The following is a 26924-nucleotide window of genomic DNA, read 5'->3' as shown; positions in this document are numbered from 1 at the left end:
TTCTCCCTGATCTCGGGAATGTCCAGCGACGTGAGCTTTGCCCCCGGGTGTCTGTCTCCTCGACTCTGCAAGCCATCAGGAATCGACCGATCGCACGAGACTGACGAATAGACGCGTCCTTTGGTGACGCTGCTGATGACGTACTGCGACGTCATGAGTTCGTCGGCAATTTCTTGAAGTGTCCACCCTTCCCTCCGGAGTTCAAACACCTTTGGAATGTCACCCTCCTGAAGTTGCCGAAGCGACTCGACGCGAGTCTGCAGGTTCCGCTGTCCTGCCGTCTTTGCCGTGGCTTTAGGCGTTATGCCGAGGCTGTGGGTTCCCTTTGGAGCCCACTTCAGATTCGAAGCGTGATTGTTTTTCAGATCCCCGTCAGGGAAGCGGTAGGGCTCGCACCCGATAGGCCTTGGCCCATGAAACGCTCGGCATACCAAGTAGGCGATGCCAACTGCGCTCTTCTTTTCAGGGCCGGTGAGTCGGACACAAGGGCCCTTCCCTTTCGGCTTTCGTGCCTTAAGCGGTTTCCACTTGCCGCGAGCAATGCTCCAAACGCTGCCGTCATTCCCCACACGGTAGCGCCCCCTCGGAAGCCACTCAATCCAGTCGATCGGACGGTAAGTGACCAGTTCAAACCTCGGATTCATCAGAATGCCCCATCGTCCGTGCGGTCGCGTAACGTCGATCTGTCGAGCAACCGAAGTTCGGTTGGCCATCGGGGTGGCCGGGTGCCATTTCGAGGGTAAACCAGCTCACGCTGGGGAGTGGTCGGTGGATACTGATGGTTGTACATGCTGTGGAATTCGTTCTCGTCGGCTAATGGCTGTGTTCTTGTTTTCCGGCGATCATCGAGGCTCGACTTTCGTTGCGTTATGCAATTCGCGAGCCATGCGTTCGTCCCGAACGCAACCCTGTGGAGTAAAAAAGTTAATCGCGAGTGGGGGGCTGAGATGGAAACGTCGTCTGGATAATAATTGTCCAGGACCGACGAAATATTCCCCGAATCCGATTGGATCGCGCGGATCTGTTGGGGCTGTGTGAGAATGCGATGGAATGGTTGGGCTATCTGCCTGGCGTTGCGCTGCTGGCAGCCGTGAAGAGTTTTATCAATGAGTTAGTGTGTGAATTGCGGATTCAGTCGTCGATGTGAGGCGAATCACCTCGGGACGCTGCCTTCAAGGCTCACGGTCCTGCTGTCTTTCGTATCGAAGAATAGTTTGTTGGGGAAATGCTGTGGTTAGCGTGGCGTTCTGTTGTATGGTTTCTTGGGGGTGCCCCGGTTGCGTTCCCCCTTTCTTGCGGAGCTTGGGTTTCCACCAGATCAGGAGTCCGCTCACGGCGAGGGCGGGAGGACTGAGGCTGACAATCAGCCACACCACCTTGGTCAGGAGGCCGGGGATTTGGCCGAAATAGAGTCCCCAAGCTCCAACGTGCATGTGGCGATTCCAGGAGATCACGTCGTCTCCGAACGTCCGGGTCCGGTAGCTGTGCTCCAGCAAGAATTCGCCGGTTTGCGGGTGGAGTAAGACCGACGAACGACCGGTGTCTCGAGGTTCGCCAGTTGGCCGGCGCCGATTGATGCGGATCGGATCGCCTGGTTTGCTTGGGAAAGCGATGACTGTCGGCAAGGTGCCCGGCATGACCTCGCCCGATCGGGTGATGAGTTCGTCGAGATTCATCGCCACCACACCGGGCAATGGCTTGGCCGTCGCTGTTCTTGGGTAGGGCGTGGTGAAGGTCAGCGCGTGGATCAAAGGGTGGAGCACGGTGTGGAACGTGAAAACGCATCCGGTCAATGCGATCAGGAACAAGACCGGCGCGACGTAGAAGCCGAACGCCCGATGGACGTCGTAGTTGGTCGTACGCCAGTGGCGACCGAGTCGGACCCGCAAGCCGGCCGTCTTGTCCTTGCCGGTCGGCCACCAAAGCACGAGGCCGCTCCCGAGGAGGACGAGCAGGATCGCTGAGGCCGTGCCGCCGATATACCCGCCCCAAGTGAGCAGGAAGTTCGTGTGCAGGATTCGGATGAACCCGATCGGTGACTCCAAGGCCGTCCGCGAACCGAGGATCTGCCCAGTGAACGGGTCGACGTGGATGGCGAGCGGGAGCGGAGGGTCCGAAGCGGTCTGCTTGGCGTAGAAGACGCAGGCGATCTCGGGACGAAGCGGCAACAGTAGGCTTACTATCTTGTAGTTGGGATATGCGGATTTTATTGAATTAAGCAGCTCTTGGTAGGACCTGCGGGCCGAGGCTGGCTCGACCCGCCAAAGCTGGGGCGCGAGCCCGCGTTCCAACTCTGGCTCAAAGACGAGGATCGCTCCTGTCAGGCCCAGCAGTATCAGTGGTGTTGAGGCGATCAGCCCCAAAATGAGGTGCAACCGGTTGGTCAGACGCCGCCATTTCAGGAACCGCATGGGATGAGCAACCTTCCGTAAGGCTCACGATCCGCAGGATGGAATGAAGCCGACGAGTGTCTGTGGGATCGTTTGGATCAAATCGTTCGAGAAGTTGGTGGGCTCACATCAAATCTCAGTGCTATTGCCGGAGACTTGATTGGCGTCGGGGCGGCTTCAGGTTTTTGGCCTCGATCTCGAGGTTGAGCGGCTCGAGATGATTCTCCTTCTTCTCGACACGGAGCCGGAACTCGGACTTGGCGGGATTGTTGAATCGTCCTCCGAGGCGATCATAGGCTGATGGTCCGTTCTCGGAAGCCCAGAAGAAGGTAACGATGTACTCGCCGGGGATGGCGCCATCCTTGTCTGCATTGGTCGAGAGGGAAAACTTTCCGTCCGGGTCGGTCACCGCCACCGGCCGTGCGGCGTTGCCGGGCGCTGCGGGGTCGGTATTGTGGAAGGTAACGGCCATCAGTTCCGCCGGTCGGTCGTTGACGAGGACCTGGCCTCGGACAGGATACTTTTCGAGTCCGTCATCGACCCCATCACCGCAACCGGAAACCAAGACGAGAAAGGCGATTGGCCGGAGCATTGCATTCCATCGGGCGATGACTGTCGTTGGATTTCTGCCGGGAAGAAACACGTCGAGCGTCCTCGAATCCAGGGGTGGTGCGACCGTTGGAATGCCTTGCCCGGTTTATAGGTCGTCGGCACTCAGGATCTCGCCCTGGGCGCGAGAGACCAACTTGTGCATCGTCGTTGCGGCGATGGTCTGCTTGAGGAACCGGACGCTTCCGTCGCACAGGGCGACGTTGGCTCCACCGGGATGGAAGCCGTACAGGCTGCCTCCGCCGTTGTTGCAGTTGACCACGCAGTTCCCGCCGTATTGGACGAGCCCGTCATAGCTCCAGCCTCGAAGCGAGATTCGATTGATCCCCCCCACATGTCCCATTGCCGTCCAAGGGAGTCCGGCGATGTTGATCGGTGTTCGCTTCGGGCCGTAGAGAGTCGGTCCGCCTGCCATTTCCAGAAATGAGATTGTGTTGGAGAGGCCATCCGTCACGGCGGCGAAGGTGGCCGGATTCCCGCCCACTGTGTAGGAAATCACGCCGTGTGCGGCCGCCCCGGCGGAATCCAGGATGATGGTGCTGTTGGCGCTCGCGGCGTAGTCGACCGAAGCGGATCGAAACTTACTCCCGGTTGTCACTCCAGCCATGTCGTACGTCGCCGTGAAGTCGGCAACGGCGGGTGAGGGCGAGGACGGGCAGTGGTAGACCCCGACGGCAATCTGTGACCCTGTCGTGTTCTTCGGTTCGGCGAAGTTGAATCCGAAGTTCCAACTGTCGAAAAGGGCCTTCTGCTCCAGGTAAGGGGCGAGTCCCAGGGTCCAGCTCGAGATGTTGACCTGTCCACGAGGAGTGGTTGTCACGAACTGTCCGAGGCAAAACGTGCCGTTGGTATCGAGGTAGCCGTGGAGTGCCAACCCGATCTGCTTGAGATTGTTGACGCACTGCGAGCGGCGGGCGGCCTCGCGCGCTGCCTGGACGGCTGGGAGGAGCAGCGAAACCAATACGGCAATGATCGCGATCACAACCAACAACTCGATCAACGTAAAGGCGGGACGGGCGTTGCGGCGTTTCATGGAAGGGCTTTGACTGGTGGGATCGGCCATCACGGCGGGACCAGGCCGTGACAGGACCAGACATTGTTGCTACTGAGACTCTGTCTCAATAGCAGTGGTGCGATCGTATCTTTGTTGCGAGCGGACGTCAATGAGATGTTTGAGTTCGGCCGATTTTTTCCGGCCCGGCTTCCGCCGTACCGACCGGAACTCAGCCCGATTGAGAACTTGCTGGTACGACGGGGCGAATCGGTTCTTGCCAGGCTGGGACGTGTGAAGGGCAGGTGCGTCAGGGCCTATCGACCGTGGGGATCGACGCAGAACGGCTCAAAAAAACGTCTGCGTCGATCCCTTGGTCACCGGTCGGGAGAGGCGATAAACGAATGCACGACCAACTTACTGGCCGGTTTGTCCCTGGCCGGGGCGCAAGCGGTTGGCCGGAGCGCCGGGGAGCCGCTTGGCGGTCGAGTCGGCCGGCGGTTTGTCGAGCGAGAGAAACGAGAACAGGTCGGCGAGTTCTTGAGTGGTCAGTTGCTTCTCGATGTCCTCGGGCATGAGGGAGAGCTCGCTGACCTTCTTTTCTTCGACCTCCTCACGTGAGATCGTTTCCTGCTTCCCGCCTTGGATTTTGAGGATGATCCGTTGCGGGTTGTCCTCGACAACCAGGCCGGTGAGCACGCGGCCGTCGGTGGTGGCGACCAAGGTCGCCTGGTAGGCGGGGCCGATCACGAGGCTGGGGTCGAGGACGTTCGAGAGCAGCTGTTCGAAATCCGAGCGGCCAATGCCTGTGATGTCGGGGCCGACCTCCTGCCCTTCGCCGTAAATCTTGTGGCACTGGGCGCAGAGCTTCTTGAAGACCTGCTGGCCGGCGAACGGGTCGCCCGGGTTATTCCTGAGGAGGTTGCGCGTTTCCGCGATCACCTGCTCACGTCCTGGGTTTCGCTGTTCGCGGACGTTCCCCCAGTGGGTTTTGACGAGTTGGGTCAGCTCCTGGTCGTTGCTCTTGGAGAGTCGGCGGATCTGGTTGACGTTCAAGACCGAGGGTGGAATGGTCTTGTCGGCGATCGCCTTGACGAGGGGCTTGCTCCAGGAAGTGCGCTGGGTCAGAAGCTCGACGGCTTTGGGTTGGAGCTCAGGCTCCATTTTCGGGTACGCGGCCAGCACGATCGAGGCGACTTGCGGATCGTCCACCCGACCCAACGTCGCGAGGATCCGGCCTCGGAAATCGCTCGACGTATTTCCGGGGTCGGCGAGCGTCTTGGACACCGCGTCGAGCACCGAGGCGTCGCGCGCGACAATCAGGGCGGTAAGGGCCTGGAGCCGTCGCGCTTCCGACTGCTGTGCCGAGGCGAATCCCCGTCGCGCCGTTTTGAGTCCCTCCGGATCCTTCCAGGAGGCGGCCAACAGCGCGGCGTCCAGAGCGAGCGGGGAATCGGGTTGGTCCGCCTGGCTGGCTTGGAGGATTGGCCCCAGTCCCTCTTTCAGCGACTGAAGCCGAGCACCGGCGATCTCGCCGTCCTGAATCCGGGTGGCGAGGGCGGCCAGTCCTTTGCCCGCCGCGTCGTGGTCGGCGTTTCGTCCGGCCGTCAACATCGCGAGCAGGCCGACGATCGGACCCGCGTCGTGGTTCCGGCGCCCGAGAATCCGGTCGATGACTCGGGGCATCAGGCCGATCAGGTTCGGCGAGCGCTTGAGTTCGATTTTTCGGACCTGTTCGACGAACGCGTCCCCCTGCTCTTCCAGGAGCGGATGGAGGTTTTGCCAGACGATATGCGGGATGAGCACGTCATCACCACATTGCGAAAGCACTTCGAGGAGGATGGGCATTGGATCCACACCAGCGAGCTTTCGCGCGGCGATCGCGACTTGGAGTTGCACGTCACGATCAGGGTCGGCGGCCAGTGAGACGACTTTCTCCCGGATCGTGGCATCGACTTGTCGGAAGTTACCGGCCGCGCGAACGCCCCAGGCACGGAGGCCGGCGTCGGGGAGCTCGAGCACTTGCCGGTGGAAGCCGGGCTCGAGTGCGCCGGTGCCGACCAACGACCAGAGTGCGTGCATCTGCGTTTTTCGAGGCGTCTTTTCGTCGAGAACGAGCGCTTGCAACGCGGGTTGAGCCGCCGGATGGGCCCGCTCGATCAGCAGGCGTTGCGCGATGTCGCGGTAGTAGACGTTCGGGCTCTTCAGCCGCTCGATCAACTGGTCGTCGGTCTCTTGTGCCAGGTCGAACCGGGGAGCACGCGGATGATTTTCGTAACGGACGCGGTAGAGCCGCCCCTTGAGGCGATCGATCCCCTCGGGATCGCGGCGGGCGTCCTGGTAACAGTGGTAGCGATCATACCAGTCGAGGATGTAGAGGCAGCCGTCGGGGCCGGTCTTTTGCGAGACGGGCATGAACCAGGCGTCGTTGGCCGAGAGGAAGTCGGGGGCAGGCTTCGCTCGGTAGGTCGCTCCGTGACGTTTCAGGGTATCGACATTGATGCCGTTCGCATGAATGTTGCCCATGTAGAGCCGCTCGCGGAATTGGGCGGGGTAGGCGTCGCTGTCGAAGAAATGGATCCCGCAATAGGCGGCTTTTTGATGTTTGTAGTCGACAATCGAGCCGAGCTTCCAAGTGAAGGGGGGATACTCTCCCCCTTGGCGGTGGTAGTAGCCGGTCTCGGTCAGGTGCCAGAGGTGGTCGATGACGCAGGCGCTGGCGAATGCGCTTCCCTCGAGGTTCCAGGCGATCCCCCAGGGGTTGCTCGTCCCTTCGCAGAAGACCTCGAAGTCGCGCGTCTTGGGATGGATCCGGAAGATTGCGCACGTGAACTTGAATTCTTTGCCGCGATGCTTGATGTGGCTCTGGTTGAAGACGCCGTTCCAGCCGTAGAGCCAGCCGTCGGGGCCCCAGGTCAAGGAGTTCGGCAGCTCGTGGGTGTCGTCGCGTCCGAATCCGGTGACGACGACCTCGCGGGTGTCGGCCTTGCCGTCGCCGTCGGTGTCCTTCAGGAAGAGGATGTCGGGGGAGTTGGCCACCCAGACGCCGCCGTGTCCCACGGCGATGCCCGACGGGATGTTCAAGCCGTCCGCGAACAGGGTGAACGAGTCGGCCTTGCCGTCACCGTCCTTGTCCTCGATCACTTTGACCCGGTCTCGCCCGACTCCGGGTGAGCTTCGCGGGTATTCCAGGCTCTCGGTGATCCAGATCCGGCCCCGTTCGTCGAACGTCATGGCGACCGGGTTCACGATGTCGGGTTCACTGGCGACCAGCTCAACCTTGAATCCCTCCGGCACTGTCATCTTCGCGATCGCCTCGGCGGGCGAGAGTGCTGGGCCGGGGGGCTGATCCTGGGCGTGCGGAATCGGCTCCTGGGCCATCGATAAGCCAGGGGCTGAGAGTCGGCCGAGGAGGAGCAGGCCCACGGTGAGCGTGGACATGGCACGAAGTCGATGATTCAACGAGTTGCTCCCTTAAATGGTTTTCGGAGAAGGTCTGATCGGGCTGCCCCGGTTCGTGTCCAAGTCGTCCGGGTGAATGGGCGATCGATCGGCAGGGCGCCACGTTCGCACCGTGGCGTCTTGCCAGTCTGCCATCACCTCCCCATTTTCGCCAGAGTGGCGAATCGTGGCTCGCGAGTCAAATCCTGCCTCGACAGGGAGCAGGTGATCTTTTGGCTCATCAGCGGTTCGGCCAAGTGGGGTTATCCGTAACGGCCGAGGGGAGTGAGACACAGAGGAAGCAGAACGAACGGATCCGCACCGGAGGCGGCCGTTGGGCAACAAAACTCGGGGCTGCGGCACCTGAGACAATGCCCTTGCCGGGGACAGACGTGAAAGCGGGGCCGGACGATGGTCAATCGCGCCGAGTGGTCGCGGAATGAGGGGCGGCTGCGCGAATTGGAGTGATTGCGTGGACAGGGGTTGCGGCTGTGACTTTAAGGAAGAGGCAAACAGAAAGGCCTGCGCTTGCTTATGTAGCGTTGTTCGAGTGGAAAGACAACGCCGAAGTTCATCGAAACGATCTTCAATGTGAAGTTGGACGCCGTACAGTCTGTGTAATCTGGATAAATTGAAATGGGGCGGTTGCGGATTCAAGAGTATCGAATACAACAGCCGAGCTTGTAATGGCTTATCGGACTGAGACTCGTCAATTCATTCAAAAAGAATAGGAGATCTGAAATAAACTTGACTTGCCAAGCATTCGAAGCCAATCTTGACGTTGCACATTCTTTGAAACGAACGTCGAACAGGCTATGTCGAAATTCTGTTCACGTCTGAACAAAGGGGGGGGACGTTCATGAGATCTCGTCGCGGTTTCACGCTGATCGAATTGTTGGTCGTTATTGCCATTATCGCCGTTTTGATTGCCCTGTTATTGCCAGCCGTGCAGGCGGCACGCGAGGCTGCCCGCCGTTCGCAGTGCGTCAACAATCTCAAGCAACTCGGACTGGCCGCACACAATTACCTTTCGGCGAACCAAGTCTTCCCGTTGGGAGACATGTATCCTGCCGGCTCCAATGGGACGGGGGCTCGTGGCGAGCGGGGGAACGGTGTCAATGAATGGAGCTATGGTTGGAGCCTTATGATGGCCCCGAACCTTGAACAGAACGCGCTCTACAACGCGTTCAATACCGTGTTCGCTTGGGACGATCCAAGTGGCCAAAACACGGTCAATTCGACGGTCTTTTACACGCAGATCGCTTCCCTACTCTGCCCGTCCGAGAGCGCCAAGCAGCGTCCCCAGACTCCGCAGGCAACCTTGAATTATGTTGGCAACTGGGGTGGTCCTGGCTCGATCAAGACCTTCACGGGGATGATCATCGATAATCCCTGGGGCGATCTCGGCAACGCCGCGGGGACTTTTGCCATTGGTACGGAGTCTGTCACCGATGGCGTATCCAACACGGCGATGTTCAGTGAGCGGTTGGTGGGGCTGGCAGGAAACCCGGTCGTTCACCCCGACTCCTCGTCCGACGCGAAGCGCGGGATTTTTCCGGCCGGCGTTGCGGTGACGATCAACGTCGGCAGCCCTGCCACAAGTCAGGCACTGCTGGCTGCGTGCAAGTCGTTGCCCATCACGACAAACTCAACGTACTCGTCGTTGTTTGGGTTTAATTGGACCCTCGCCTGGCCTTGGCGATATGCCACGAACCGATACAACCATGTTGGCACACCCAACACGCTAAGCTGCACGGCGTCGAACAGCTTCGACCCGAACTGGGGTTCGGCCCAGGACAGCTTACCCCCGACCAGTAATCACTCCGGCGGGGTCAACGTCTGCATGGGCGACGGCTCCGTGAAGTTCATCAAGGACACCGTGAACGTTCAAACGTGGTGGGCCCTGGGATCCCGCGACCGTGGGGAAGTCATCAGCGCGGATTCTTACTGATTCGTGTTGATCCTCGACGCTGAAAACAAAGTACGCGCCGCGCCCGTCTTTAGCGATTCAAAACGCAACGGGTGCGTCGATGCCTCAGAAGCGACGGGCTTTGGCCATCACCCGAGACCGCTCGGTTGAGAGGGATCACGGGTGGACTGAATTTCGTGGAGCCGGGTGGGTTCGTCAACAGGGAACGAGGGCGAGTTTGTTATGCGATGGCACAAGGTTCGAGGTTTGGTTTTGATCGTCACCTGCGTCCTCGTCGGTTGCGACAGCGGCGGGATTCAATCGGGGGTCGAGAAGAATCCCACCAAGCTGACTGGCACCGAGGGAATGCCACCGAGCGGGCCGGACATCAGATCGATCCAGAAAAAGTCGTCCCGCTCGGCGACGAATTCGATGCCGGGGGGAACGTCCTCTCCTGCCCATTCGAAATGAGTTGCGAGCCATCCTGCATCTCTGGAGAGCGGCGATCGAGTCGTCGCCGCAACCGCTTGTGTCACCGACTGCTGCTGGGGGGATCCGACAGCGTTGCTTGGGTTGGATAGCGTTTTGGACCCAGGTCGGTCATGTGGAGGCCGACTTCGCGCCGGGGATCACCCCCAGGAACTCCGGCGTTGTCTGCTTGGCGTGGTCATTCCCGCTCGAATATCGTCACGGACCGGCACAAGGACCTTCCTGCTCACTTCCCATCCCACTCCCTCGGCGCGGTCGATCGCCTTCCGGTTCTCTCGAGCTTGCCCCCCCTTCGCCGGTTACGGATCGAGCTTCGCTCTCCTTGGCTATTGCGGGAAACCGGCTGTTCACTACCTGGCCGATATGAGCCGAACTTTTTATCATCATGCGGACAGAGGTCGGGGGACGTACCTTCGTCGGTCTGTGGGGAAGCCCCGCCGCACCGGTGGCGATTTTCTTTTCTTCGTCGACCCGAGCCGGAGATCCGCAATGGCCGGGCGAGCTGATGCGTCACGCGAACTCCGTCTTGGGCTCTACGCACTTGAGAGTGGGGTGATCGACGACGAACAGCTCCTCTCGGCCGTCCGCGCGTGGGCCCGCTCCAGCGACCGGGCCCTGTCTCAGATTTTGGTGAGCCGGGGCCTGCTCGCGGTTGAGACGCTGGCCCTGCTGGAAGAGCAGATTACGAGAGAGCGAGAATCGTCCCGTCGCCCTCCTCCGACTGCGGGCGAATTGCCCACCCCTTACCGATTGGACCGGCCGTCTGACCTTGAGCCAGACGTGACGGTCGCCTACGCTGGGCGTTCGGTCGACCCGGATGTCGGCCGTGAGGCCATTGGCGGTCCTCGTTTTCAAGTGCTCAGGCCGCACGCTCGCGGCGGTTTGGGGGAAGTTTTCCTCGCCTTCGACAGTGAGCTGAATCGCTCGGTCGCTCTGAAGGAATTGCAAGCCCGTCGTGCCCACGATCCCGACTCACAGGCCCGCTTTCTCCTGGAGGCGGAAGTCACCGGCAGGCTGGAACATCCCGGGATCGTGCCGGTCTACAGCTTGGGCCGCTATGCGGATGGCCGCCCCTACTATGCGATGCGGCTCATCGAAGGGGAGACCCTTGGAGCGGCGATCGAGCGGCTTCATCGCATGGGGGTCAGCGCGGCCAGGCGAGACGACCGGGCGCTTGCGTTTCGACGGCTCTTGCGCAGTGTGATCGACATCTGCAATGCCGTCGCCTATGCCCACAGTCGAGGAGTCGTGCACCGCGACCTCAAACCCGACAACATTATGCTCGGTCCGTTCGGCGAGACCCTCGTCGTGGATTGGGGGGTTGCCAAGTCGTCGTTCACTACGGCGAACGATTCGAGGGCCGAGACTTCCTCCACGCTCGTCCCCACGGCCGACCTCTCGATGACTCAGCCCGGTTCGGTGATCGGGACTCCCCGGTACATGAGTCCCGAGCAGGCTGCGGGCGACCTCGAACGCGTTGGGCCGGCGAGCGATATCTACAGCCTGGGGGCAATCCTTTATTGCCTGCTTGTGGGGCACCCTCCGTTTGGGGACGGCGACCTGGCGAGTGTCTTGGATCGGGTTCGGCGGGGGATCTTTCCGGCCCCGCGCCGGGTTCTTCGGTCGGTCGACCCGACCTTGGAAGCCGTCTGTCTGAAAGCGATGGCCTTGGATCCGACGGAGCGCTACGCCTCTGCGCTCGACCTGGCCAATGCGCTTGAAGCCTGGCAGGCGGACGTCCGCTACCGTGGCGAGCAAGAGCAGGCCTTGAGTCAGGTCAAGGAGTCGTTGACCCGGCTCTGTCTCGAGCGGGCGCACAACAGCTTTGGCCGGGAAGCCCACGCCGAGGGAATGCTCTGGCTCGCACGCGCTCTGGAGAATGCCCCTTCCGAACCTCCCGAGCTTCCACGCCTGATTCGGACGAGCTTGTGTGCCTGGCATGCGGGGGGAAAATTGATGGAACGGGCGCTTCGTCACGCCGGTGAAGTCCGCGCGGTCGCCTTTTGCCCCGAAGGCCGCCGGCTTGCGACCGGATGCGCGGACCGGAGCGCACTCCTCTGGGACGTTTCGGCCGGCTCACCCCTCGCCTCGCCCTTGAGGCACCAAGGTGCCGTCCGTGCCGTGGCCTTCCACCCGGATGGAGCGTCGGTCGCAACCGCGGGCGACGACGGTCAGATCCGGCGCTGGGATGCCGTCACCGGCGGTCCGCTCGGCGCTTCGCTTCGCGCCGGCGGTCCGATCGCTGCACTGAGCTTCAGCCCCGACGGGTCGAAGCTTGCCGTAACAGGGGGGGCGGGACGAGTCCTCCTCTGGGATCTCACCACCGGCCTTCCGATCCACGAGTCCGCGAAGCCAGCAGGGCGAGCCTTGGCCGTCGCGTTCGCCCCCGATGGCGAGACCCTTGCGGTGGCGCGTGAGGACGGTTCTGTTCGGCTCCTGGACGTTTCGACCGGCCGACCGACCGGAGCGTCTCTCGATCACGGAGCGGCCGTCCCGCTCATCGTGTTCGACCCGGCGGGAAAGATGCTGTTGTCCGTCTGCCTTGATGGAATCGTCAGGCTCTGGGACCTTTCGAGGCGAGTCACCGTGGTGACGTTACCCCATCAGGGAGCGGTTCATGCCGCTGGGTTCCGGCCCGACGGAGACGCGTTCGCGACCGCCTGCGAAGACGGGACTGCGCGGCTCTGGGAGACCCGCACTGGCCGGCCGATCGGCGAGCCGCTCGCCCACCGGGCGCGGGTCACCTGCCTTGCATTCCGACCTGACGGGACGATGCTGGCCACCGGCAGTTCCGACGGCACGATCCGGCTCTGGTGCGCGGTCAGCGGCCTGCCGATCGGCCCCCCGCTGGACCAAAAGGGGGCCGTCCGCATCTTGGTCTTCAGCCAGGACGGCCGGCGGCTTGCGGCTGGTGGTTTCGACGTGACGGTTCGTTGTTGGAACGCTCCGAACCCCATCGAAGGACTCCCCGAGCGAGTCTCCTGCTGGGTTCGCGTCACGACCGAGTTGGAGTTCGACTCGGGCGACGCGATCCGCCGGATGGACGGCCCGACGAGCTGGGAGTGCCGTCGCCGCTTGACCGACCTCGGCGGCCCCCCGCTCCGATAGCATGCCCGCCCTGTCCTTTTTTATCTCCCCAGGAGATTTCCTGGCGGGCCGTGCCCACGTGACAAGAGCCAGGATTGGCCGTTGCCATCGCGAATGAGGATTACTGCGTCGGCTCTTCCATGAGGCCGAAGAGATTTCCTTGCGGATCGATAACGACCGCGATTGCCCGGCCGCCGGGGACTGGCATTTTGGGCAGCGCGACGGTCGCGCCCGTCGCTGTGGCCTTCTCGATGATTGCGTCAATGCTCTCGACACCCACGTAGTTCATCGATGGCTGCTGCGGGTTCTGTCGTTGGATCACCGCGGCATTGATCCCGGGGCTATTTGCCTCGGCCGCGTTGCAAAGCCAGAATTCCAAGCCGGGGACCGGAATCTTTTGAAACGTCCAGCCGAACAGGTCGCTGTAGAACTTGGACAGCGTTTCCGGCTGTTCGGCGGGAATCTCATAGTGGACGACTTGGTTCTTGGCCATGACCTTCTCCCTCTTGAAACTGGGGCCAGGTTTTGAAGAATGGCACGCTTACGTCAGCAGGATTTGCTCGGATCGCCGCTCATGGGGAAATGCGTATTCATCCACGCACGCCATGAAGGCTCGTCGCGGGCGACGGCGGTGGGAGCCTGGTCGCCGTACAGGTAGAGTCGAACCGATACGAAGACCATGCCGCCCATGGAGAGGGCGAAGAGATGGGCGATGCCTGGCGTCGGCTCGGTGAGCCGAAGGAGGAGCTGGCTAGGGTGCCCGGGGCCCCCTGCCCTTTCGACCAACCCTGCGAGTCGGGGCGCGTTTGCAGGTGTCTTACGAGACGCACCCGGTTTGGCTTCGTCCAGGCCGAGTGATCGGGCCAGCACGTCCCATGCGGCGGAGGCGGGTTCGGGGGCCATGCCCATGAGTTGAAAGGCCGAGCAGGGCTGACCACGGAAGTGGGTAAGATAGAGTCGGAGAATGTGGAAGTAATCGGGCCAGCCGGCTTCAATGCTCTCCAACTGATCGTCCCAGTCGTCGGTGCTTGCGAACAGGCTGTGAACGACTCGGACGATGCAAGTCCCCCCCGACCGGGCTTCGATGACCCATTCGGTGGCCATTTTCGGAGCGTTCGGCCCCAATTCTCCCTCGGCCGCGAACCGGCGAGGCGGATCCCAGGCCGTCTGGGCGGCGACGGCGTCCATCCCTGGGCCGAAGTGGGAGACGATGGTGCCGTCTTCGCGGACCTCGGTTGGGACGAACCAGGACGATACACCCGGGCCGGTCGCGATCGCCTGCCAGACTTCCTCGGGCGTACCGGGGACTTCAACCTCGACCTGCACCCACCGCCGCCCTGAATCCTCTTTCTTGAGACTCATGCTTGTTCCTTGGAAAGGGGTTTGTGCGGCAACGGGTGCGCCACGACCACCAAACGATGCCAGCGCCCGTCAGGGCCCGATTCATCGTGGTAGCGCGCGACGAGTTGCGTGACCGCGTTGGCAAGATCATGGCTAAAGGCGGCGCGATCCGCCGCGGAACGGAACCGGATCTCGGTATCCACCGACAAGGTTGGCAATCGCTTGTCGGTTTCCTTGGATCGGCGCAGCAACGCGCTCACCTCGCGTATCAGGCGAGCGGCCAGAGCAATGAGATAGCTCGCGGAAAGGTGGTCGGCAATCCGGCCAGGATCCGAGGCGACCGGCCCCAGGGCATCTGGCGAAACGACATATGAGGCGGCCGTTGCCACCATCAATCGCTCCGTCAAGCCGCCCCATTGGCGTTCCTCGGCAACTTTGACCAGCCCGTGCGCCTCGAGGGTACGCAGGTGGTAATTGACCTTTTGACGTGTCAGTCCCACCCGTGCGGCTAGCGTCGCGGCCGAGGCCGGCTCCGCCATCTCCGACAGGAGCCGACATCGGACGGGGTCGAGCGCGATCGAGGCGATCGCCGGATCATCAATGACTTCAATATCGATCATGGGCCAAGTCTGCCTTTGACAAATCTTTTTGTCAAGGGCGAGCGAAGAGAATAACGCAGGCGGCGACGCGGCGTGATTCGGGGAATGAGGGCTGGCCGGAATTCAGGATTTGCCTGAGGTATCACGAATACAGGTGCGGGCGCGCTCGAGGAGAAATTCGCGTTCGCGGGCGTTGCGTGTGAGTGTTGCGGCTCGCTCGAATTCGGGGCGGGCCTCGTCGAGGCGGCCGAGTTTGGCGAGGAAGTCACCGCGCACGCTTGGCAGGAGGTGGTAGCCCTGAAGTGACGGCTCCGTGCTCAAGGCATCGACGAGTTCGAGGCCTGCTGCCGGGCCGAACGCCATCGCGAACGCGACGGCGCGATTCAAGTCCACGATGGGCGAGGGTGAAAGCTGAGCGAGCGCTTCGTAGAGCGCTGCGATCCGTGGCCAGTCTGTTTCCGCCGCAGTGTGTGCTCGTGCGTGGCAGGCGGCGATTGCGGCCTGGAGGGCGTACGGGCCTCGCACGCCACCGAGCTTTTCCGCACGTTCGAGCGCGGTGAGACCACGACGAATGAGGAGATGATCCCAGTGCGCACGGTTCTGGTCGAGGAGGATGATGAGTTCCCCGGAAGGGCCTACGCGCGCCCTCGAACGTGACGCCTGGATTTCCATCAAGGCGACGAGGCCGTGGACTTCGGACTCGTGGGGAGTGAGCTCGGCCAGGATCCGGCCGAGTCGGAGCGCGTCCTCGCAGAGTGCGGGGCGCATCCAGTCGTCACCGGCCGTTGCCGTGTAGCCCTCGTTGAAGATTAGGTAGATGACTTCGAGCACCGACTCCAACCGTGCGGTGAGCTCGGCCCCACGGGGGACCTCGAACGGGACCTGCTTTTCGGTCAGCGTCCGTTTGGCTCGGACGATCCGCTGGGCGACCGTCGGCTCCGAGACGAGGAACGCTCGGGCGATCTCTTCGGTCGTCAGGCCGCCGAGCAGGCGGAGCGTGAGTGCCACGCGGGCCTCGGTAGAGAGCACCGGATGGCAGGTCGTGAACACGAGTCGGAGGAGGTCGTCGCCCACGTCGTCGTCGAGGACCGCGTCGAGATCGGGCTCGGCCCCCTTTCACGCGGCCTCGAGCTCGTGACCGAGCTCCTCATGTTTGCGCTCGAGTCGCCTGATCCGTCGCACATGATCGATCGCGCGATACTTTGCGGTCGCCATGAGCCAGGCGCCCGGGTTGTCCGGGACGCCCGACTCCGGCCACCGCTCGAGCGCGGCGACGAGTGCGTCTTGGGCGAGTTCCTCGGCAAGGCCGACGTCGCGCACGATTCGCGCGAGGCCGGCAATGAGCCGAGCCGACTCCATTCTCCAAACCGCGTCGATCACACGATGTGTCTCGGAAGCCGTCATGGCGACCGATTAGACCAACTTCAGTCAGTAAGCGAAAGCCGGACCGAACTGCCGAGAGTCGGCATGTGACTATCGCGACTTACCGGATTGAGCGATCTGCTCGCGCATCCGCTCCTCGGCCTCCCGGAGCTCGGGCGTGAACTCCGCGCCGAAGTCTGACGCCTGGAAGACCTGGCGTGCCTCGCTCACGCCGTCCCCGTGAATCTTCAGGCCGCGTTTGGCCCATTCGATCGCCTCTTCTTTCGAATCCACCTGGACGATCACGTAACCACAGATCAACTCCTTCGTCTCGGCGAAGGGGCCATCCATCACGGTACGCTTCCCTTTGGAGAACAGGACGCGTGCGCCCTTGGAGCTGGGCTGGAGCCCCTCGCCGCTGATCAACACGCCGGTCGCAGCCATCGCCCCCATGGCTTGCCCCATCTCGGCGAAGACTTTCTTGTCCGGGAGGATCCCTGCTTCTGTGTTCTTGCTGGACTTGAACATCATCATGTATTTGAGTTTTGCTTTGCCATCCGGGGTCGAAGCCTGCGGTTCCGGACCGGCCGGCCCCGGGTTTCCCCCGTGAGCGTCGGGTGCCTGTCCTTCCCCCCCGGACTCGAAATAGTCGGGGGGGAAGTCGGACAGCTCGGTCACCTGGCGAATCTCGATCTGGCCGGTTCCTCCACTTGTGGCTGAGGGGCCGTCGGCCTCGAACGGGACGCGTTTGGCCCATTCGATCGCCTCTTCTTTCGACTTCGCCTCAATCATCCAGAAGCCGGCGATCAGCTCCTTCGCTTCGGCGAACGGTCCGTCGATCACGGTGAGCTTGCCGGCCGTGTTGTGGATCCGGAATCCCTTCGAGCTCGGATGGAGCCCTTCGCCCGAAAGCAAGGCGCCAGACTTGACCAGCTCCTCGTTGTACTGGCTCATGGCGGTCAAGAGCGCCTCGTCCGGCATCGCACCCGCTTCGGTCTTCTCATCGCTCTTGATCAGCATCATGAAACGCATGATTGGGTTCTCGTTTTGGGTTGGAGATTGTGGTCGAGTGGGGTGGACGGTCTTTACCGACTGGCCCCTGGTCCTGCGATTACGTCGAACGAGGACTCATCGAATCGACATGCCGCGTTCCGGATTCGTGCCCGGTTTTGGCTTCCGGACGGATGCGAACCGGCTTGTACCTTCGCCTTGACCGTGCGAAGGGCAATGTGACGCGATATCGGCATCTCGAACGAAGTTGCTTGGAACGCGCCGCGACAAAGCTGCTGATTGTGGTTGTCTTGGATTTGTTTATGGGTTGTCGTGGCGCTCAGGGCCCGTAAGCGATTCAAGAGAGGACCATGTCCAATGGCTTAGGGCTTTGCGCCCATCGCCTTGCCCGATTGCAGAATGTGGTCGCGCATCCGCTCCTCGGCCTCTCTGAGCTCGGGTGTGAACTCGGCGCCGAAGTCAGATGCCTCGAAAACTTGGCGAAGCTCGATTTCGACTGCTCCGTCACCATCGATTGCCGGCCAGCGCTTGACCCATTCGATCGCCTCTTCCTTCGACTTCACCTCAATCATCGTGAAGCCGGCGATCAATTCCTTTGTCTCGGCGAACGGCCCGTCGACAACGGCCGGCTTTCCGCCCGAGAACGTGACGCGAGCCCCCTTCGAGCTTGGCTGGAGTCCTTCGCCCGCGAGCATGACGCCGGCTCGCACGAGTTCCTCGTTGTACTTGCACATCGCGGCCAGGAGCTCTTCGCTTGGGAGAACCCCTGCCTCTGTGTTCTTGTCAGCCTTGCGGAGGATCATGAATCGCATCGTCGCTTTTTCCTTTCGGGCCTGAACTGGGTTTCCAGGTGAACTCGACCGTCTGATCCCTGGCTCTACTAACACGTCGAACGAGGGGGAACGAGATCGACAGGCTCAATCTCGTTTTTTGGTAATTTTTATAAGTGGCGATCGTGCTTTGATTTAATTCGTTCCTCGGTCATGATGAACTCGCCTGGGGAATCGGCGTTCATGCACGCATTGTCTGGTGTCGAAGTGCGACTGTTCCGAACCCGCAGAGCACCTCCTTGGGGCGGAGAAGAATTCAAATGAAGATGCACACAGCCCCGAAACGGCGACCGTCAAGAGCCAGGGGACTGGCTCTTGACGGTCGCCGTTCCGGGGCTGAAAATAAAACGCAAAAGAGGTCGAGGCGTTTCCAGGGTTTTACCCCTGGGGGGGAGTGGTCGACCCTCCGGGAGGGCAACGTGCCGGGCTTTCCCGCGGACTGTACCGTATCAAGCCAGGGCACGCTGAAGCAGGTTGTGCGTGATCTGCTGAACGCGTGGGTCGGGGCCGTGCGGCCGGCTCCAGTGTGACCACGGAAGCACGTGTCCCGGTGGCGTGCTCAGGCCTTGGGCCCAGAAGATCGTCGCGGCGTTGAAGACGAAGTTTCCCTTGGGCCCGGGATAGAGGGTCGCCGTCCACTGTTGCGGATTCACTCCGCCTTGCCAGGCTGTGCCGGCAGCGACGATCTCCAGGCCGGGAATGGCGGCGGGCTCGCCGTGATACTCCCAGCCGATCAGGCCAGGTATCCGGTCCCCTTGCTTGACGTCGGTCCCTGCGAACATCCAGTGGTCGGGCTTGGTGATGATCCAGTCCCCCCCTCCGTTTACGGGATCGACGTTGCGTGCGCCCATGAGCAGTCCCTCGTCGGGGCCGCGATGCGGGAACGGGCCGTGATCTTTCTCACGGCCTACGGCGTACTCGTTCTCCGCGCCGTACGGGCCGCCGCGGAAAATGATGCGGTTGGGGGTTCCCGTGCTGCTGTCGCGGTAGGGCGTGACCCAGCAGATGGCGTTCCCCGACAAGAACAGTAAGTTAACTCCTTCGTCCCGCATCTTCTCGACACTGCGGAACTGGCGGATGTCCCAATACTCGTCATGCCCGACGCTCACAAACGCCTTGCACTTGAGGCCGCGATCGGGGCTCAGCATGTCGCTGTTGGAGCAGTACGTGACGTCATACCCGTGCTGTTCCAGCCAGTAGGCGAGCGGAAACTCGAAGGGAAGGAACTCGCCCGACCCGACGGTCAAGGGGTCGTTGACAACGCCCTGATGCTGGGCTTCGCGACCGTAGGGGCGATCGAAGCTGACGTCGGCCCAGGGACCTTGCACTCCTTTCGGGTGCGTGTAAATCGAGTACTTGTTCGGCCAACTGTTATACGCCTGCCAGGTGTTATCCGAGCATTGGAAGAGGACTTCAGCGGGCCGGTCGTCGCGCACGATGAACACGACGTAGCTTTGCCAGTACGCCTCCGCTCCGTCGGGGACCGTGGTCAGGCGGCCGAGATAAACGCCGCTCAACCAGTCGCCGGGAATCTTGAACCGGGCGCTCGACTCCCATCGACATTCATGCAGATTCTTTTCCGCGGGTTGAGGGGTGGGTTGTGGTGTGCCCTCCAAGGGGCCGATCGTCTTGACCAGCCGTGCGCCTCGGCCGCCGTAGTAGCCCATCCGGAAGATCTCGAGGCGATATTTGCGCGACGGGTTAGTGGAGACGAAGACCTCGATCTCTTCCCCCGCCTGCACGCTCTGCTTGGAGCAAAAGCCTTCGATCCAGGGCGAACGGAAGCCGTCGCCATCGACGCGTACCCGCGTCAACTGCCAATCCAAGGCGCCTTCCCGTTTGTTCTCGGCGACGATCCGATTCTCCGTTCGCCCGTCCGCGATCGCTTCGGGAGCGGCACCGGTCGCCGAGGACAATGCGCCGGCGGCGAGGGCGGTTCGCAGAAAATCTCGGCGGGGGACAGACGATTCGTTGGGGGTTGACATGGTGGGGAGAATCCCAAGCGGTAGGAGGAACGAAAAGGCGAGTTCCGGGCATTGTAGCCGTAACCGGATGGGCCCGTTAGACGCTGATGGAGAAATTGAATCTGGGTGGTCTGCGGTGTATGAGGGAAGACGATTGGGTGGAAGGCTCCTCGCGCCGTGCCCTTTCGGTCGACTCTCAAGCACCGTGCGATTGACCTTCGAGTTGCTTACGTCGGGGTGGCTGGGGACCGTGTCCGGCCTGCTGGGTGCGCGGGCCAAAAAGACCAGGGCCGAGTATGGACCCGAGCGACCCGGATCGCTGGGCTTGGGAGCCACCCGATCGGAAGTCGTTCGAACGGCCGGCGGGAGGAGTCACCGACGCGACGAACAGGGGGGCGCCAGGCTGGTTGGTCCTGGCGCGTGTGATTCGCTAGAATGGCTCAAACGCGAGCGAGGTTGCTCGAGCCTGGCGAACCTGGAGCATCGTATTGTGCTGCCGGTTTGCACGCGGTGACGGATGTCCGGAATCCCTTTTTTCTTCAAGGAGGGGCTTAATGTCTTTGCGCATGATCCCCGCTTTTGTGTGGACCTCGTTGCTCCTGGTGGCTTGCCTGACGCCCAGTCAATGGCTGCATGTGAACGAAAGCCAGGTCCACGTCGGGATCTCGCACTTCGATAAACTGGTTCATGTCGTACTGTTCGCCGGCTTCGGATTTTTGTGGTTTCAGGCTGCGCGATCACGCCGGGGCCTGACCTGGGTGCTTGTCGCGGGCGTCGCGCTCGCGGTCTTCACCGAGTTCGGGCAGGCATTGCCGATCGTGGGCCGCGACTCCGATCCGTTCGATGGCCTGGCCGACGTTGTAGGGTTGCTCATCGGGCTTGCAAGCGGCTACGCGCTCAACGGGCTCTTGAGCCCGAAACGTAGAGCACTCGTGGAAGAATCCTAAAAGAAGCTCATACTCATCCGGCTTGCGGTAACAATCGACTTTCCGGACATCTGGTTCTTGTTTCAAAAAGAGGACGCTGGTTTTCGGGCGACCGCAGTGCTAGAACCACATCGAACCAGGCGAAACCACCTCACTTCAAACTTGGGATGTTTTCCATGCAACTCGGAACCATCACCTATAACATCGCCAAGGACTGGGATCTCCCGACCATCTTGAAGCGGCTGGCCACCTTACATTACGAAGGGGTCGAACTTCGCACGACCCACGCCCACAAGGTGGAAGTCGGCCTCAACAAAGACGAGCGGAAGGAAATCAAGAAGATGTTCGCCGACTCGCCGGTGGCCCTGGCGGGATTGGGGAGCGCCTTCGAGTACCAAGCGGTCGATCCCGAGGTGGTCCGGAAGAACGTCGAAGGGACGAAGGAGTATGTCCAACTCGCCCACGACCTCGGCTCGCCTGGCGTGAAGGTTCGGCCTAACGGGATTCCCAAGGGGGCCGACCTCGATGCCACCTTGAAGCGGATCGGGCACGCCCTTCACGAGGTTGGTGAATATGCCGACGGATTCGGCGTTGAGATCCGGGTCGAGGTCCACGGCGCGATCACTCAACTCGTCCCCAACCTCGCCAAGATCATCGCTTATGCGGACCATCCCAACGTCTACGTTTGCTGGAACTCGAATCCAACCGATGTGGTGAACGGCTCGATCCGCGAAAACTTTGCCCTGGTCGCTCCCAAGATCCGTGAGGTCCATCTCCGCGACCTGTTCGACGAGGCCTATCCCTGGACCGAACTCTTCGCGCTCCTGACCGCCCAGCAGTATGACGGTTTCACCCTGGCCGAAATCCCTGAAAGCAGCGATCCGGAACGAGTCCTACGCTATTTCCGGGCCCTCTGGCTGGCTTATCAACCGAAGTCGAAATCCTGATTCTCCAATCCCGAAGGCGAGCGAAAAGAACTCGGCGGGTGTCCGGACACGCCAAGATGGTTTGATGTGTTGTTCGCGTGCCAGATGCCGAGCGATAGGGGAAAAAAGGAGAATTTAACCACGAATGACACAAATGACACGAATGAATAAAAAAATGAAAAATGATTGAAATTCTTTGTTTTTATTCGTGTCATTTGTGTCATTCGTGGTTAAAAATTCAATGATCCGCCAATGGGCTAAAAACCGGTAGGAAGCGGGTGTTTTCGCAAAAGGTTTGTCCGAAAAGAGTTGCGCCGCAGCGTCGACGGTAAGCCATGACAGGGCAACGACTTGCAGTGTCCGCTCTTTTCCGTTGGTTTTTAGCCCATTGACGGATCGTTGTTAATTTAAAGAGTGGCCCGGAGGACGGGGGTCGGCTCGAATCGCCCCTCGAGGATCTTGCTGGGGTCGACCCCGAACCACTGGTTGAGGACGGTCGCGTAGACCGATCGAAAGTCGACCTTGTGGGTCAGGTCGCCCGAGTCGTCGAGACTGCTCAGGTCGGGCCGGCTGCCGTGGAGGCCGGGCACGATGCCGCCGCCTGTCAGGAACATGATGTTGGCGGTGCCGTGGTCGGTGCCTGCCGACTTGTTCTCGGCCACGCGCCGGCCGAATTCCGAGAAGGTCATCACGAGGGTGCGGTCAAGGTGGCCGCGTGCTTTCAGGTCGCGGTGGAACGTGGCCAGGCCCTGGCTCAACTCCTGGAGCAGGGCGGCGTGACGGTTGAACTGGGAGGCATGCGTGTCAAACCCGGTGAGCGTGACATAGTAGACCCGAGTGGGCAACTCGGCCGCGATCAACTGCGCAACGGTCTTCAGCGACTGCGAGAACTCGAACGGCGCGTAGGTGATGGCGGAGTTGGTCTCGCTTACCGCGTCCTTCAGTCGTTTCGAGAGCGAGAGCGTCTCGTTCGCCGTGCGCTGGACGAAGTCGAGGGCCTCGATCCCGGTCGGCTCGACCTCATTGATGCGCTTGAGCCCGTGACCGGCGATGCCCTTGATGGGCAGGTCGAGGATGGCGGGGTTCGCCAGGGTGACTGAGCGCGGGCGGGGATTCGCGAACGATTGCGAGGGGCGCTCGCCCAGTTGGAGACCGAGGATGGGGGATTGAGCGCCTGTGCACTCGCTATCGAAATAGCGGCCGAGCCAGCCGGTCGTCCATGCCTGGCCGGCCGGAGAGGCGGTCTCCCAGATCTCCGACGAGCGGAAGTGGGACCGGTCGGGGTTGGGATAGCCCACGTTTTGCACGACCGCCAATGCCCCGTCGTCGAGCATGCTTTTGAGCTCGGCCAACTCGGGGTGGAAGCCGAGATGGTCGTCGATTTTGAGGACTTTCTTGGCGTCGACGGCGAGCTTGGGCCGGGCCTTGTAGTAGGCGTCGTCGCCGTGCGGCACCAGGGTGTTGAGGCCATCGTTGCCTCCGGCAAGCTGGACGACCACCAGGACGCGGTCGTCGTTCAGGCCCGGGATCGGGGCGACCTTGCCAGCGAACGCCGCCGCCGTTTTGTCGACGAACCCTGGCACGGTTGCCGTCAGCGCCGTCAGTCCCGCGGCCTGGCGGAGGAACTGGCGTCGGCCCATTCGGATCATCATGGATCTTGCTCCTTTGGCTGATTTCAGCGTCTGGTTCGCGGCTCAGGCCAACTGGTATTCGGGGGATGTCAGGATCAGGCGGGCGACCATGCTCGCGCGGTCTTCAACGCGGGTGTCGGCGCACGCCTTGATCAGGGCGTCGCGGGCCGAGGGGCGAACCGTCGTGACCACGAGCCGGCCCAGCAGGTCGTCGACGAGTGCGGTCGGCTCAGCGGGGGGACCTTGGGGGAAAAGGGCCTCCGTGCGGAACCGGCATTTCAAGCCTTCCTTCTTCCGCTCGGAGCTGCGCTGGGCCATCGCCCCTTCCATCCGGGCCATCATGGCCGCCCCTTGGGTCGCGTCGCGCGGCACGGTCAGGAACCGATTGAAGCCGATCGGCTCCAGCCCCGCCGGTTCCTTGCTGTCGAGCAAGGCCTCGGGCAGGTGGTAGCGGACGGCAAGCGTCCCTGCGCCGATCCAGGTCCTTCCGCCGGGCCATCCCTTCACATTGGGTGGATTGAATAATTCTTGGCCCATCGCGGCCGTGAGCTGGGCCAGGCTTGGGGTTGCCGTGACGTCCAGCTTGAGCTGGCGGCAGGCGCCGACGAGGAGTTGCACGGGGCTCTTGATCAGCGATCCCCGCGAGGCTTCGGAGTAGAACTCGGGTGCTGTGAAAAGGACGCGGAGGACTTCGCGGATTTCGCCTCGGCTGTCCTGGAACGTGGTAGCCATCCTCGTGCGGAGTTGGCCGCGAGGATCGACCGCACCGAAGTAGTCGACAAGCTTGGCGGCGAGGAATTGGGCGAGCGACTCCTGGCGGCTAACCAGGGCCACGACGTCGTCGAGCTCGAAGTGCCCGGTCTCGCCGAGAATCGTCTTGGAGCCGTCGTCACGACGCTCGGGCACGTACGTGGCGACCAGCCCGTCGCGGGCGAAGTCACGCGGGGTGTCGGCCGCCGTGGCGCGTGCTTGCTCCTTCCCTCGGGGGCCGGCGAGCGTCCAGCCAGTCAAGGCGCGTGCGGTGGCCTTGATGTCCTGCTCGGAGTAGTGGCCGATGCCGAGAGTGAATAACTCGAAGAATTCGCGGGCGTAGTTCTCGTTTGGCTTGGCCTTGTCGCTGTCCTCAAGGTCGAGGTAGATCAGCATTGCCGGGTCGAGAGTGACGTCGCGCAGGAGGGTTCGGAAGTTTCCCAGGGCGAGCCGGCGGAGCGTCTCGTTCTGCTGATAGATCGCTTGCGAGATCATGACTTTATCCGTGGCCGTGGCGAAGTGCCCGTGCCAGAAGAGGGTCATGACCTCGCGCAGTGGGGTCGGCGTGGCGATCATGTGCGCCAGCCACCAGCTTCGCAACTGGTTCATCTCCGTGGCGTAACGGCGGCGCGTGGTGCGGTGCCCTTCGGCCGCCTGTTCGCGGGTCGTGTCGGCGTACCGCCTCTCGGTGTTGACCCAGGGATCCTTGACCCACGCGGGCCGCTCGGGGGCGATGGCCCCCTCGGCCTCGTCGAGCATCAGGTCGATGGCCTTCTCCAAGGGCAGGGCCGCGAAGCGAGCCGTCTCCTCGGGGGTGCCCCCGAACCCGGCGCGGCTAAGCAGGTGGGCCGCAGCCTTCGCGTCCCATACGGGAGGGGTATTATGTGAATGTCTCATCAACGTTTCCTTGCAGGGAGTGTGGGGTGGGCATGGCCCACCCATTGGATTTTCCGAGGGTAAAGGCGGATGGATTGGTGGACAGTGCCCACCCCTTACGGGAATTGGCGGTGGCCGGGGCAAGCTCTTGCAACGCTATAGCGCGTCGGCCGAGATGACCTCGCCCCCTGCCCGCGTCGCCAGGGCACGCCAGGTGGCCAGGTTGATGGAGTCCTTGACGAACTTGACGCTGCCGTCGCCGAGGAGCGTCAAGACTCCGCCGGGGTGTGGCCCGCGAGCACTCAGCCAGCCGAACCCGTGGCCGTAGACATCAGGAATCTTGCTGTTGGGTGGGAGATATGCGTTGAAGCCGACCATCGCTTCGGTCCCGACGATCCAGGCCGCGCCCCGGGTCCCGCTCCAGGACGTGGCACCCGCGCTCAGGAGGGCGAGGTCAGGGTTGTTCATCGCAGGGGTGTAGCCCCCCGACGCAACCTTGGAGGGGCTCACCTGCGAGGCAATGTTTGCGATCTGGCGGTCGCGACGCAGCGGGGTCGGGCCTGTCGTGTCTTGACCGAGACCGAGAAGGCATTGTGAAATGAACATGGTGTTGGTTGTCCCGTCCGTGATGTCGGCGATCCGGGCGGCCGAGTTGTTCCAGAAGACTCCGTCAGAGGGGTATCGCATGTCGTAATAAGTGCTTGTGCCCGACCCGACGCTTGCGACGTAGCCTGTGCCCGCTGTTGCGGTGTTGTAGTAGTAGTTGGGGTAGAGCGGTGGCTGGCCGTCGCTGGGGCAGAGGAACGCCGCCACCACGGTCGCGGCCGCCGTCGTCTGCGCGGGGATGAAGGAAAAGACCGGCGGCGTGGTGGTGACCGTCAGGTCGAAGTTCATGGTGTTCAGGATCGCGGCCTGTTCCATGAACGGGAGAATCCGTGCGAAGACCGAGAATCCGGTTCCGCTCGAGCCGCCATGGCTCGGAAAGACCGAGTGAGTGCTCTCATAGTTGTGGAGAGCCAGCCCGATCTGCTTCAGGTTGTTGGTGCTCGAGATCCGCCGGGCCGCCTCACGGGCCGCTTGCACGGCCGGGAGCAGCAACGCGATCAAGACCGCGATGATCGCGATCACGACGAGCAGCTCGATCAGAGTAAAAGCGCGACGTCGCATAAGAATGACTCATGGAATAAAGCATGGGGAATTGCAAAAATTTTGAAGAGTTGCCAAGGTCGCCCGTGCCGTGCAATCGCTGTTGCCAGGCGCACCGAGACCGGGGCTTGCACCTGGAGAGGGCAAGTCGGCGTCGAACACCCGTCGATCTGACGATTCAGGCGGGGATGGTTTTCGATCGGAGAGAGATCGTGTGTGTTATCGCGGCGGCGCGCGGGGACGGGTTGAGCACGGGGCGTTCAGGGGCGAACTGACCGCAGCTTCGTCGATTGTCCTTGCGGGAATGAGGTCCGCGCAGGCAATGATGAATCGCTCGGTCGGGATTTGACCCTGGGTGAGGAAGTGACAGAGGGGGCAAGCGTGGGAGAGACCGGGGCTGGCGGCCTTGCCGTGTGGGGCGTGGTCAGCACCGAGCGTGGCGGTGTGGAGCGAACAACCGACGAAGGCGTGAAGGGAGGAACCGCCCAGCACGATCGTGCCGTAGCAGAGTGTGAAGAGAACCGCGAGTCGTGTGAGACTGGCACGGTGAATGACCAAAGTGATTCGTCCCGCCCCTGATACGATGGAGACTATCCCTTTAAGAGCTGGCCACGTTCGCAGACGATGCCGCGAAATCGAGCGCTCT

The 26924-nt window shown here is 62.0% G+C and carries 17 protein-coding genes and 3 pseudogenes; 4 read left to right on the top strand and 16 right to left on the bottom strand.

Annotated features, from left to right (window positions below; translation table 11 throughout):
- Positions 1–1172: 1172 nt before the first annotated feature.
- From SINAC_RS15295 to SINAC_RS15280, 4 genes are all read right to left on the bottom strand, one after another.
- Positions 1173–2411 (bottom strand): PepSY-associated TM helix domain-containing protein, encoded by a 1239-nt coding sequence (locus SINAC_RS15295; protein ID WP_015246546.1) that lies wholly within the window; start codon positions 2409–2411, stop codon positions 1173–1175.
- Between the two features lie 121 nt (positions 2412–2532).
- Entirely contained in the window at positions 2533–2982 is a 450-nt protein-coding gene (locus tag SINAC_RS15290) for a hypothetical protein (RefSeq protein WP_015246545.1), read from the bottom strand.
- Between the two features lie 105 nt (positions 2983–3087).
- Positions 3088–4032, bottom strand: a complete 945-nt coding sequence (locus tag SINAC_RS15285) for a DUF1559 domain-containing protein (protein WP_015246544.1) — start codon at positions 4030–4032, stop codon at positions 3088–3090.
- Between the two features lie 375 nt (positions 4033–4407).
- A complete protein-coding gene (locus tag SINAC_RS15280) occupies positions 4408–7452 on the bottom strand; it encodes a PVC-type heme-binding CxxCH protein (protein WP_015246543.1) in 3045 nt (1014 codons plus the stop codon).
- Positions 7453–8290: 838 nt separating this feature from the next.
- On the opposite strand from SINAC_RS15280, the gene SINAC_RS15275 reads away from it, so the two are divergent.
- Complete coding sequence (locus tag SINAC_RS15275; RefSeq protein WP_015246542.1) at positions 8291–9382, top strand: DUF1559 domain-containing protein; 1092 nt, start codon at positions 8291–8293, stop codon at positions 9380–9382.
- A gap of 936 nt (positions 9383–10318) precedes the next feature.
- A complete protein-coding gene (locus SINAC_RS15265) occupies positions 10319–12937 on the top strand; it encodes a WD40 repeat domain-containing serine/threonine protein kinase (RefSeq protein WP_015246540.1) in 2619 nt (872 codons plus the stop codon).
- 100 nt (positions 12938–13037) lie between these two features.
- On the opposite strand, the gene SINAC_RS15260 is transcribed toward SINAC_RS15265, so the two are convergent.
- The 8 genes and pseudogenes from SINAC_RS15260 to SINAC_RS15230 all read right to left on the bottom strand — a co-directional run bounded on the left by SINAC_RS15260 (position 13038) and on the right by SINAC_RS15230 (position 20044).
- Complete coding sequence (locus SINAC_RS15260; RefSeq protein ID WP_015246539.1) at positions 13038–13409, bottom strand: VOC family protein; 372 nt, start codon at positions 13407–13409, stop codon at positions 13038–13040.
- Positions 13410–13462: 53 nt separating this feature from the next.
- Positions 13463–14278: an SRPBCC family protein gene (locus SINAC_RS15255; RefSeq protein WP_015246538.1), complete on the bottom strand. Its 816-nt coding sequence runs from the start codon at positions 14276–14278 to the stop codon at positions 13463–13465.
- Positions 14275–14877, bottom strand: a complete 603-nt coding sequence (locus SINAC_RS15250; protein WP_015246537.1) for a helix-turn-helix domain-containing protein — start codon at positions 14875–14877, stop codon at positions 14275–14277. The genes SINAC_RS15255 and SINAC_RS15250 overlap by 4 nt, the downstream gene beginning before the upstream one ends.
- A gap of 102 nt (positions 14878–14979) precedes the next feature.
- Positions 14980–16260: pseudogene (locus SINAC_RS15245) on the bottom strand (RNA polymerase sigma factor).
- A gap of 69 nt (positions 16261–16329) precedes the next feature.
- A pseudogene (locus SINAC_RS41865) lies at positions 16330–16746 on the bottom strand (YciI family protein); the annotation flags it as partial.
- Between the two features lie 123 nt (positions 16747–16869).
- Positions 16870–17250 (bottom strand): annotated as a pseudogene (locus SINAC_RS41860) (YciI family protein); the annotation flags it as partial.
- 341 nt (positions 17251–17591) lie between these two features.
- Positions 17592–18041, bottom strand: coding sequence for a YciI family protein (locus SINAC_RS15235; protein WP_015246535.1), 450 nt, complete (start codon positions 18039–18041; stop codon positions 17592–17594).
- 467 nt (positions 18042–18508) lie between these two features.
- Positions 18509–20044, bottom strand: a complete 1536-nt coding sequence (locus SINAC_RS15230) for a N,N-dimethylformamidase beta subunit family domain-containing protein (RefSeq protein WP_015246534.1) — start codon at positions 20042–20044, stop codon at positions 18509–18511.
- 533 nt (positions 20045–20577) lie between these two features.
- Between SINAC_RS15230 and SINAC_RS15225 the strand changes: the two genes are divergently transcribed.
- Positions 20578–20970 (top strand): VanZ family protein, encoded by a 393-nt coding sequence (locus tag SINAC_RS15225; RefSeq protein WP_015246533.1) that lies wholly within the window; start codon positions 20578–20580, stop codon positions 20968–20970.
- A 155-nt stretch (positions 20971–21125) separates the two neighbouring features.
- Positions 21126–21896, top strand: coding sequence for a sugar phosphate isomerase/epimerase family protein (locus SINAC_RS15220; RefSeq protein ID WP_015246532.1), 771 nt, complete (start codon positions 21126–21128; stop codon positions 21894–21896).
- Between the two features lie 386 nt (positions 21897–22282).
- Here the strand turns inward: SINAC_RS15220 and SINAC_RS15215 are convergent, their stop codons facing one another.
- The 4 genes from SINAC_RS15215 to SINAC_RS15200 all read right to left on the bottom strand — a co-directional run bounded on the left by SINAC_RS15215 (position 22283) and on the right by SINAC_RS15200 (position 26836).
- The gene (locus SINAC_RS15215) at positions 22283–23527 is read right to left on the bottom strand and encodes a DUF1501 domain-containing protein (protein WP_015246531.1); all 1245 of its coding nucleotides are present in this window, start codon (positions 23525–23527) and stop codon (positions 22283–22285) included.
- A gap of 42 nt (positions 23528–23569) precedes the next feature.
- Positions 23570–25153, bottom strand: coding sequence for a DUF1800 domain-containing protein (locus SINAC_RS15210; protein WP_015246530.1), 1584 nt, complete (start codon positions 25151–25153; stop codon positions 23570–23572).
- 135 nt (positions 25154–25288) lie between these two features.
- A complete protein-coding gene (locus SINAC_RS15205; RefSeq protein ID WP_015246529.1) occupies positions 25289–26299 on the bottom strand; it encodes a DUF1559 domain-containing protein in 1011 nt (336 codons plus the stop codon).
- Between the two features lie 198 nt (positions 26300–26497).
- Complete coding sequence (locus SINAC_RS15200) at positions 26498–26836, bottom strand: hypothetical protein (RefSeq protein ID WP_020466109.1); 339 nt, start codon at positions 26834–26836, stop codon at positions 26498–26500.
- Positions 26837–26924: the final 88 nt, after the last annotated feature.

The sequence above is a fragment of the Singulisphaera acidiphila DSM 18658 genome (assembly GCF_000242455.2).
GTDB classification, from domain to species: Bacteria; Planctomycetota; Planctomycetia; order Isosphaerales; family Isosphaeraceae; genus Singulisphaera; species Singulisphaera acidiphila.
The sequence above is the reverse complement of the archived record's forward strand: the minus strand, read 5'-3'. Positions and strand labels throughout refer to the sequence as shown.

Bases quoted from the DNA above. Each gene is read 5' to 3' on its own strand.
- SINAC_RS15210 (WP_015246530.1), bottom strand. From the start codon at position 25,153: ATGAGACATTCACATAATACCCCTCCCGTATGGGACGCGAAGGCTGCG.
- SINAC_RS15225 (WP_015246533.1), top strand. From the start codon at position 20,578: ATGTCTTTGCGCATGATCCCCGCTTTTGTGTGGACCTCGTTGCTCCTG.
- SINAC_RS15260 (WP_015246539.1), bottom strand. From the start codon at position 13,409: ATGGCCAAGAACCAAGTCGTCCACTATGAGATTCCCGCCGAACAGCCG.
- SINAC_RS15230 (WP_015246534.1), bottom strand. From the start codon at position 20,044: ATGTCAACCCCCAACGAATCGTCTGTCCCCCGCCGAGATTTTCTGCGA.
- SINAC_RS15255 (WP_015246538.1), bottom strand. From the start codon at position 14,278: ATGAGTCTCAAGAAAGAGGATTCAGGGCGGCGGTGGGTGCAGGTCGAG.
- SINAC_RS15220 (WP_015246532.1), top strand. From the start codon at position 21,126: ATGCAACTCGGAACCATCACCTATAACATCGCCAAGGACTGGGATCTC.
- SINAC_RS15215 (WP_015246531.1), bottom strand. From the start codon at position 23,527: ATGATGATCCGAATGGGCCGACGCCAGTTCCTCCGCCAGGCCGCGGGA.
- SINAC_RS15285 (WP_015246544.1), bottom strand. From the start codon at position 4,032: ATGAAACGCCGCAACGCCCGTCCCGCCTTTACGTTGATCGAGTTGTTG.
- SINAC_RS15250 (WP_015246537.1), bottom strand. From the start codon at position 14,877: ATGATCGATATTGAAGTCATTGATGATCCGGCGATCGCCTCGATCGCG.
- SINAC_RS15235 (WP_015246535.1), bottom strand. From the start codon at position 18,041: ATGCGATTCATGATCCTCCGCAAGGCTGACAAGAACACAGAGGCAGGG.
- SINAC_RS15290 (WP_015246545.1), bottom strand. From the start codon at position 2,982: ATGCTCCGGCCAATCGCCTTTCTCGTCTTGGTTTCCGGTTGCGGTGAT.
- SINAC_RS15295 (WP_015246546.1), bottom strand. From the start codon at position 2,411: ATGCGGTTCCTGAAATGGCGGCGTCTGACCAACCGGTTGCACCTCATT.
- SINAC_RS15205 (WP_015246529.1), bottom strand. From the start codon at position 26,299: ATGCGACGTCGCGCTTTTACTCTGATCGAGCTGCTCGTCGTGATCGCG.
- SINAC_RS15265 (WP_015246540.1), top strand. From the start codon at position 10,319: ATGGCCGGGCGAGCTGATGCGTCACGCGAACTCCGTCTTGGGCTCTAC.
- SINAC_RS15275 (WP_015246542.1), top strand. From the start codon at position 8,291: ATGAGATCTCGTCGCGGTTTCACGCTGATCGAATTGTTGGTCGTTATT.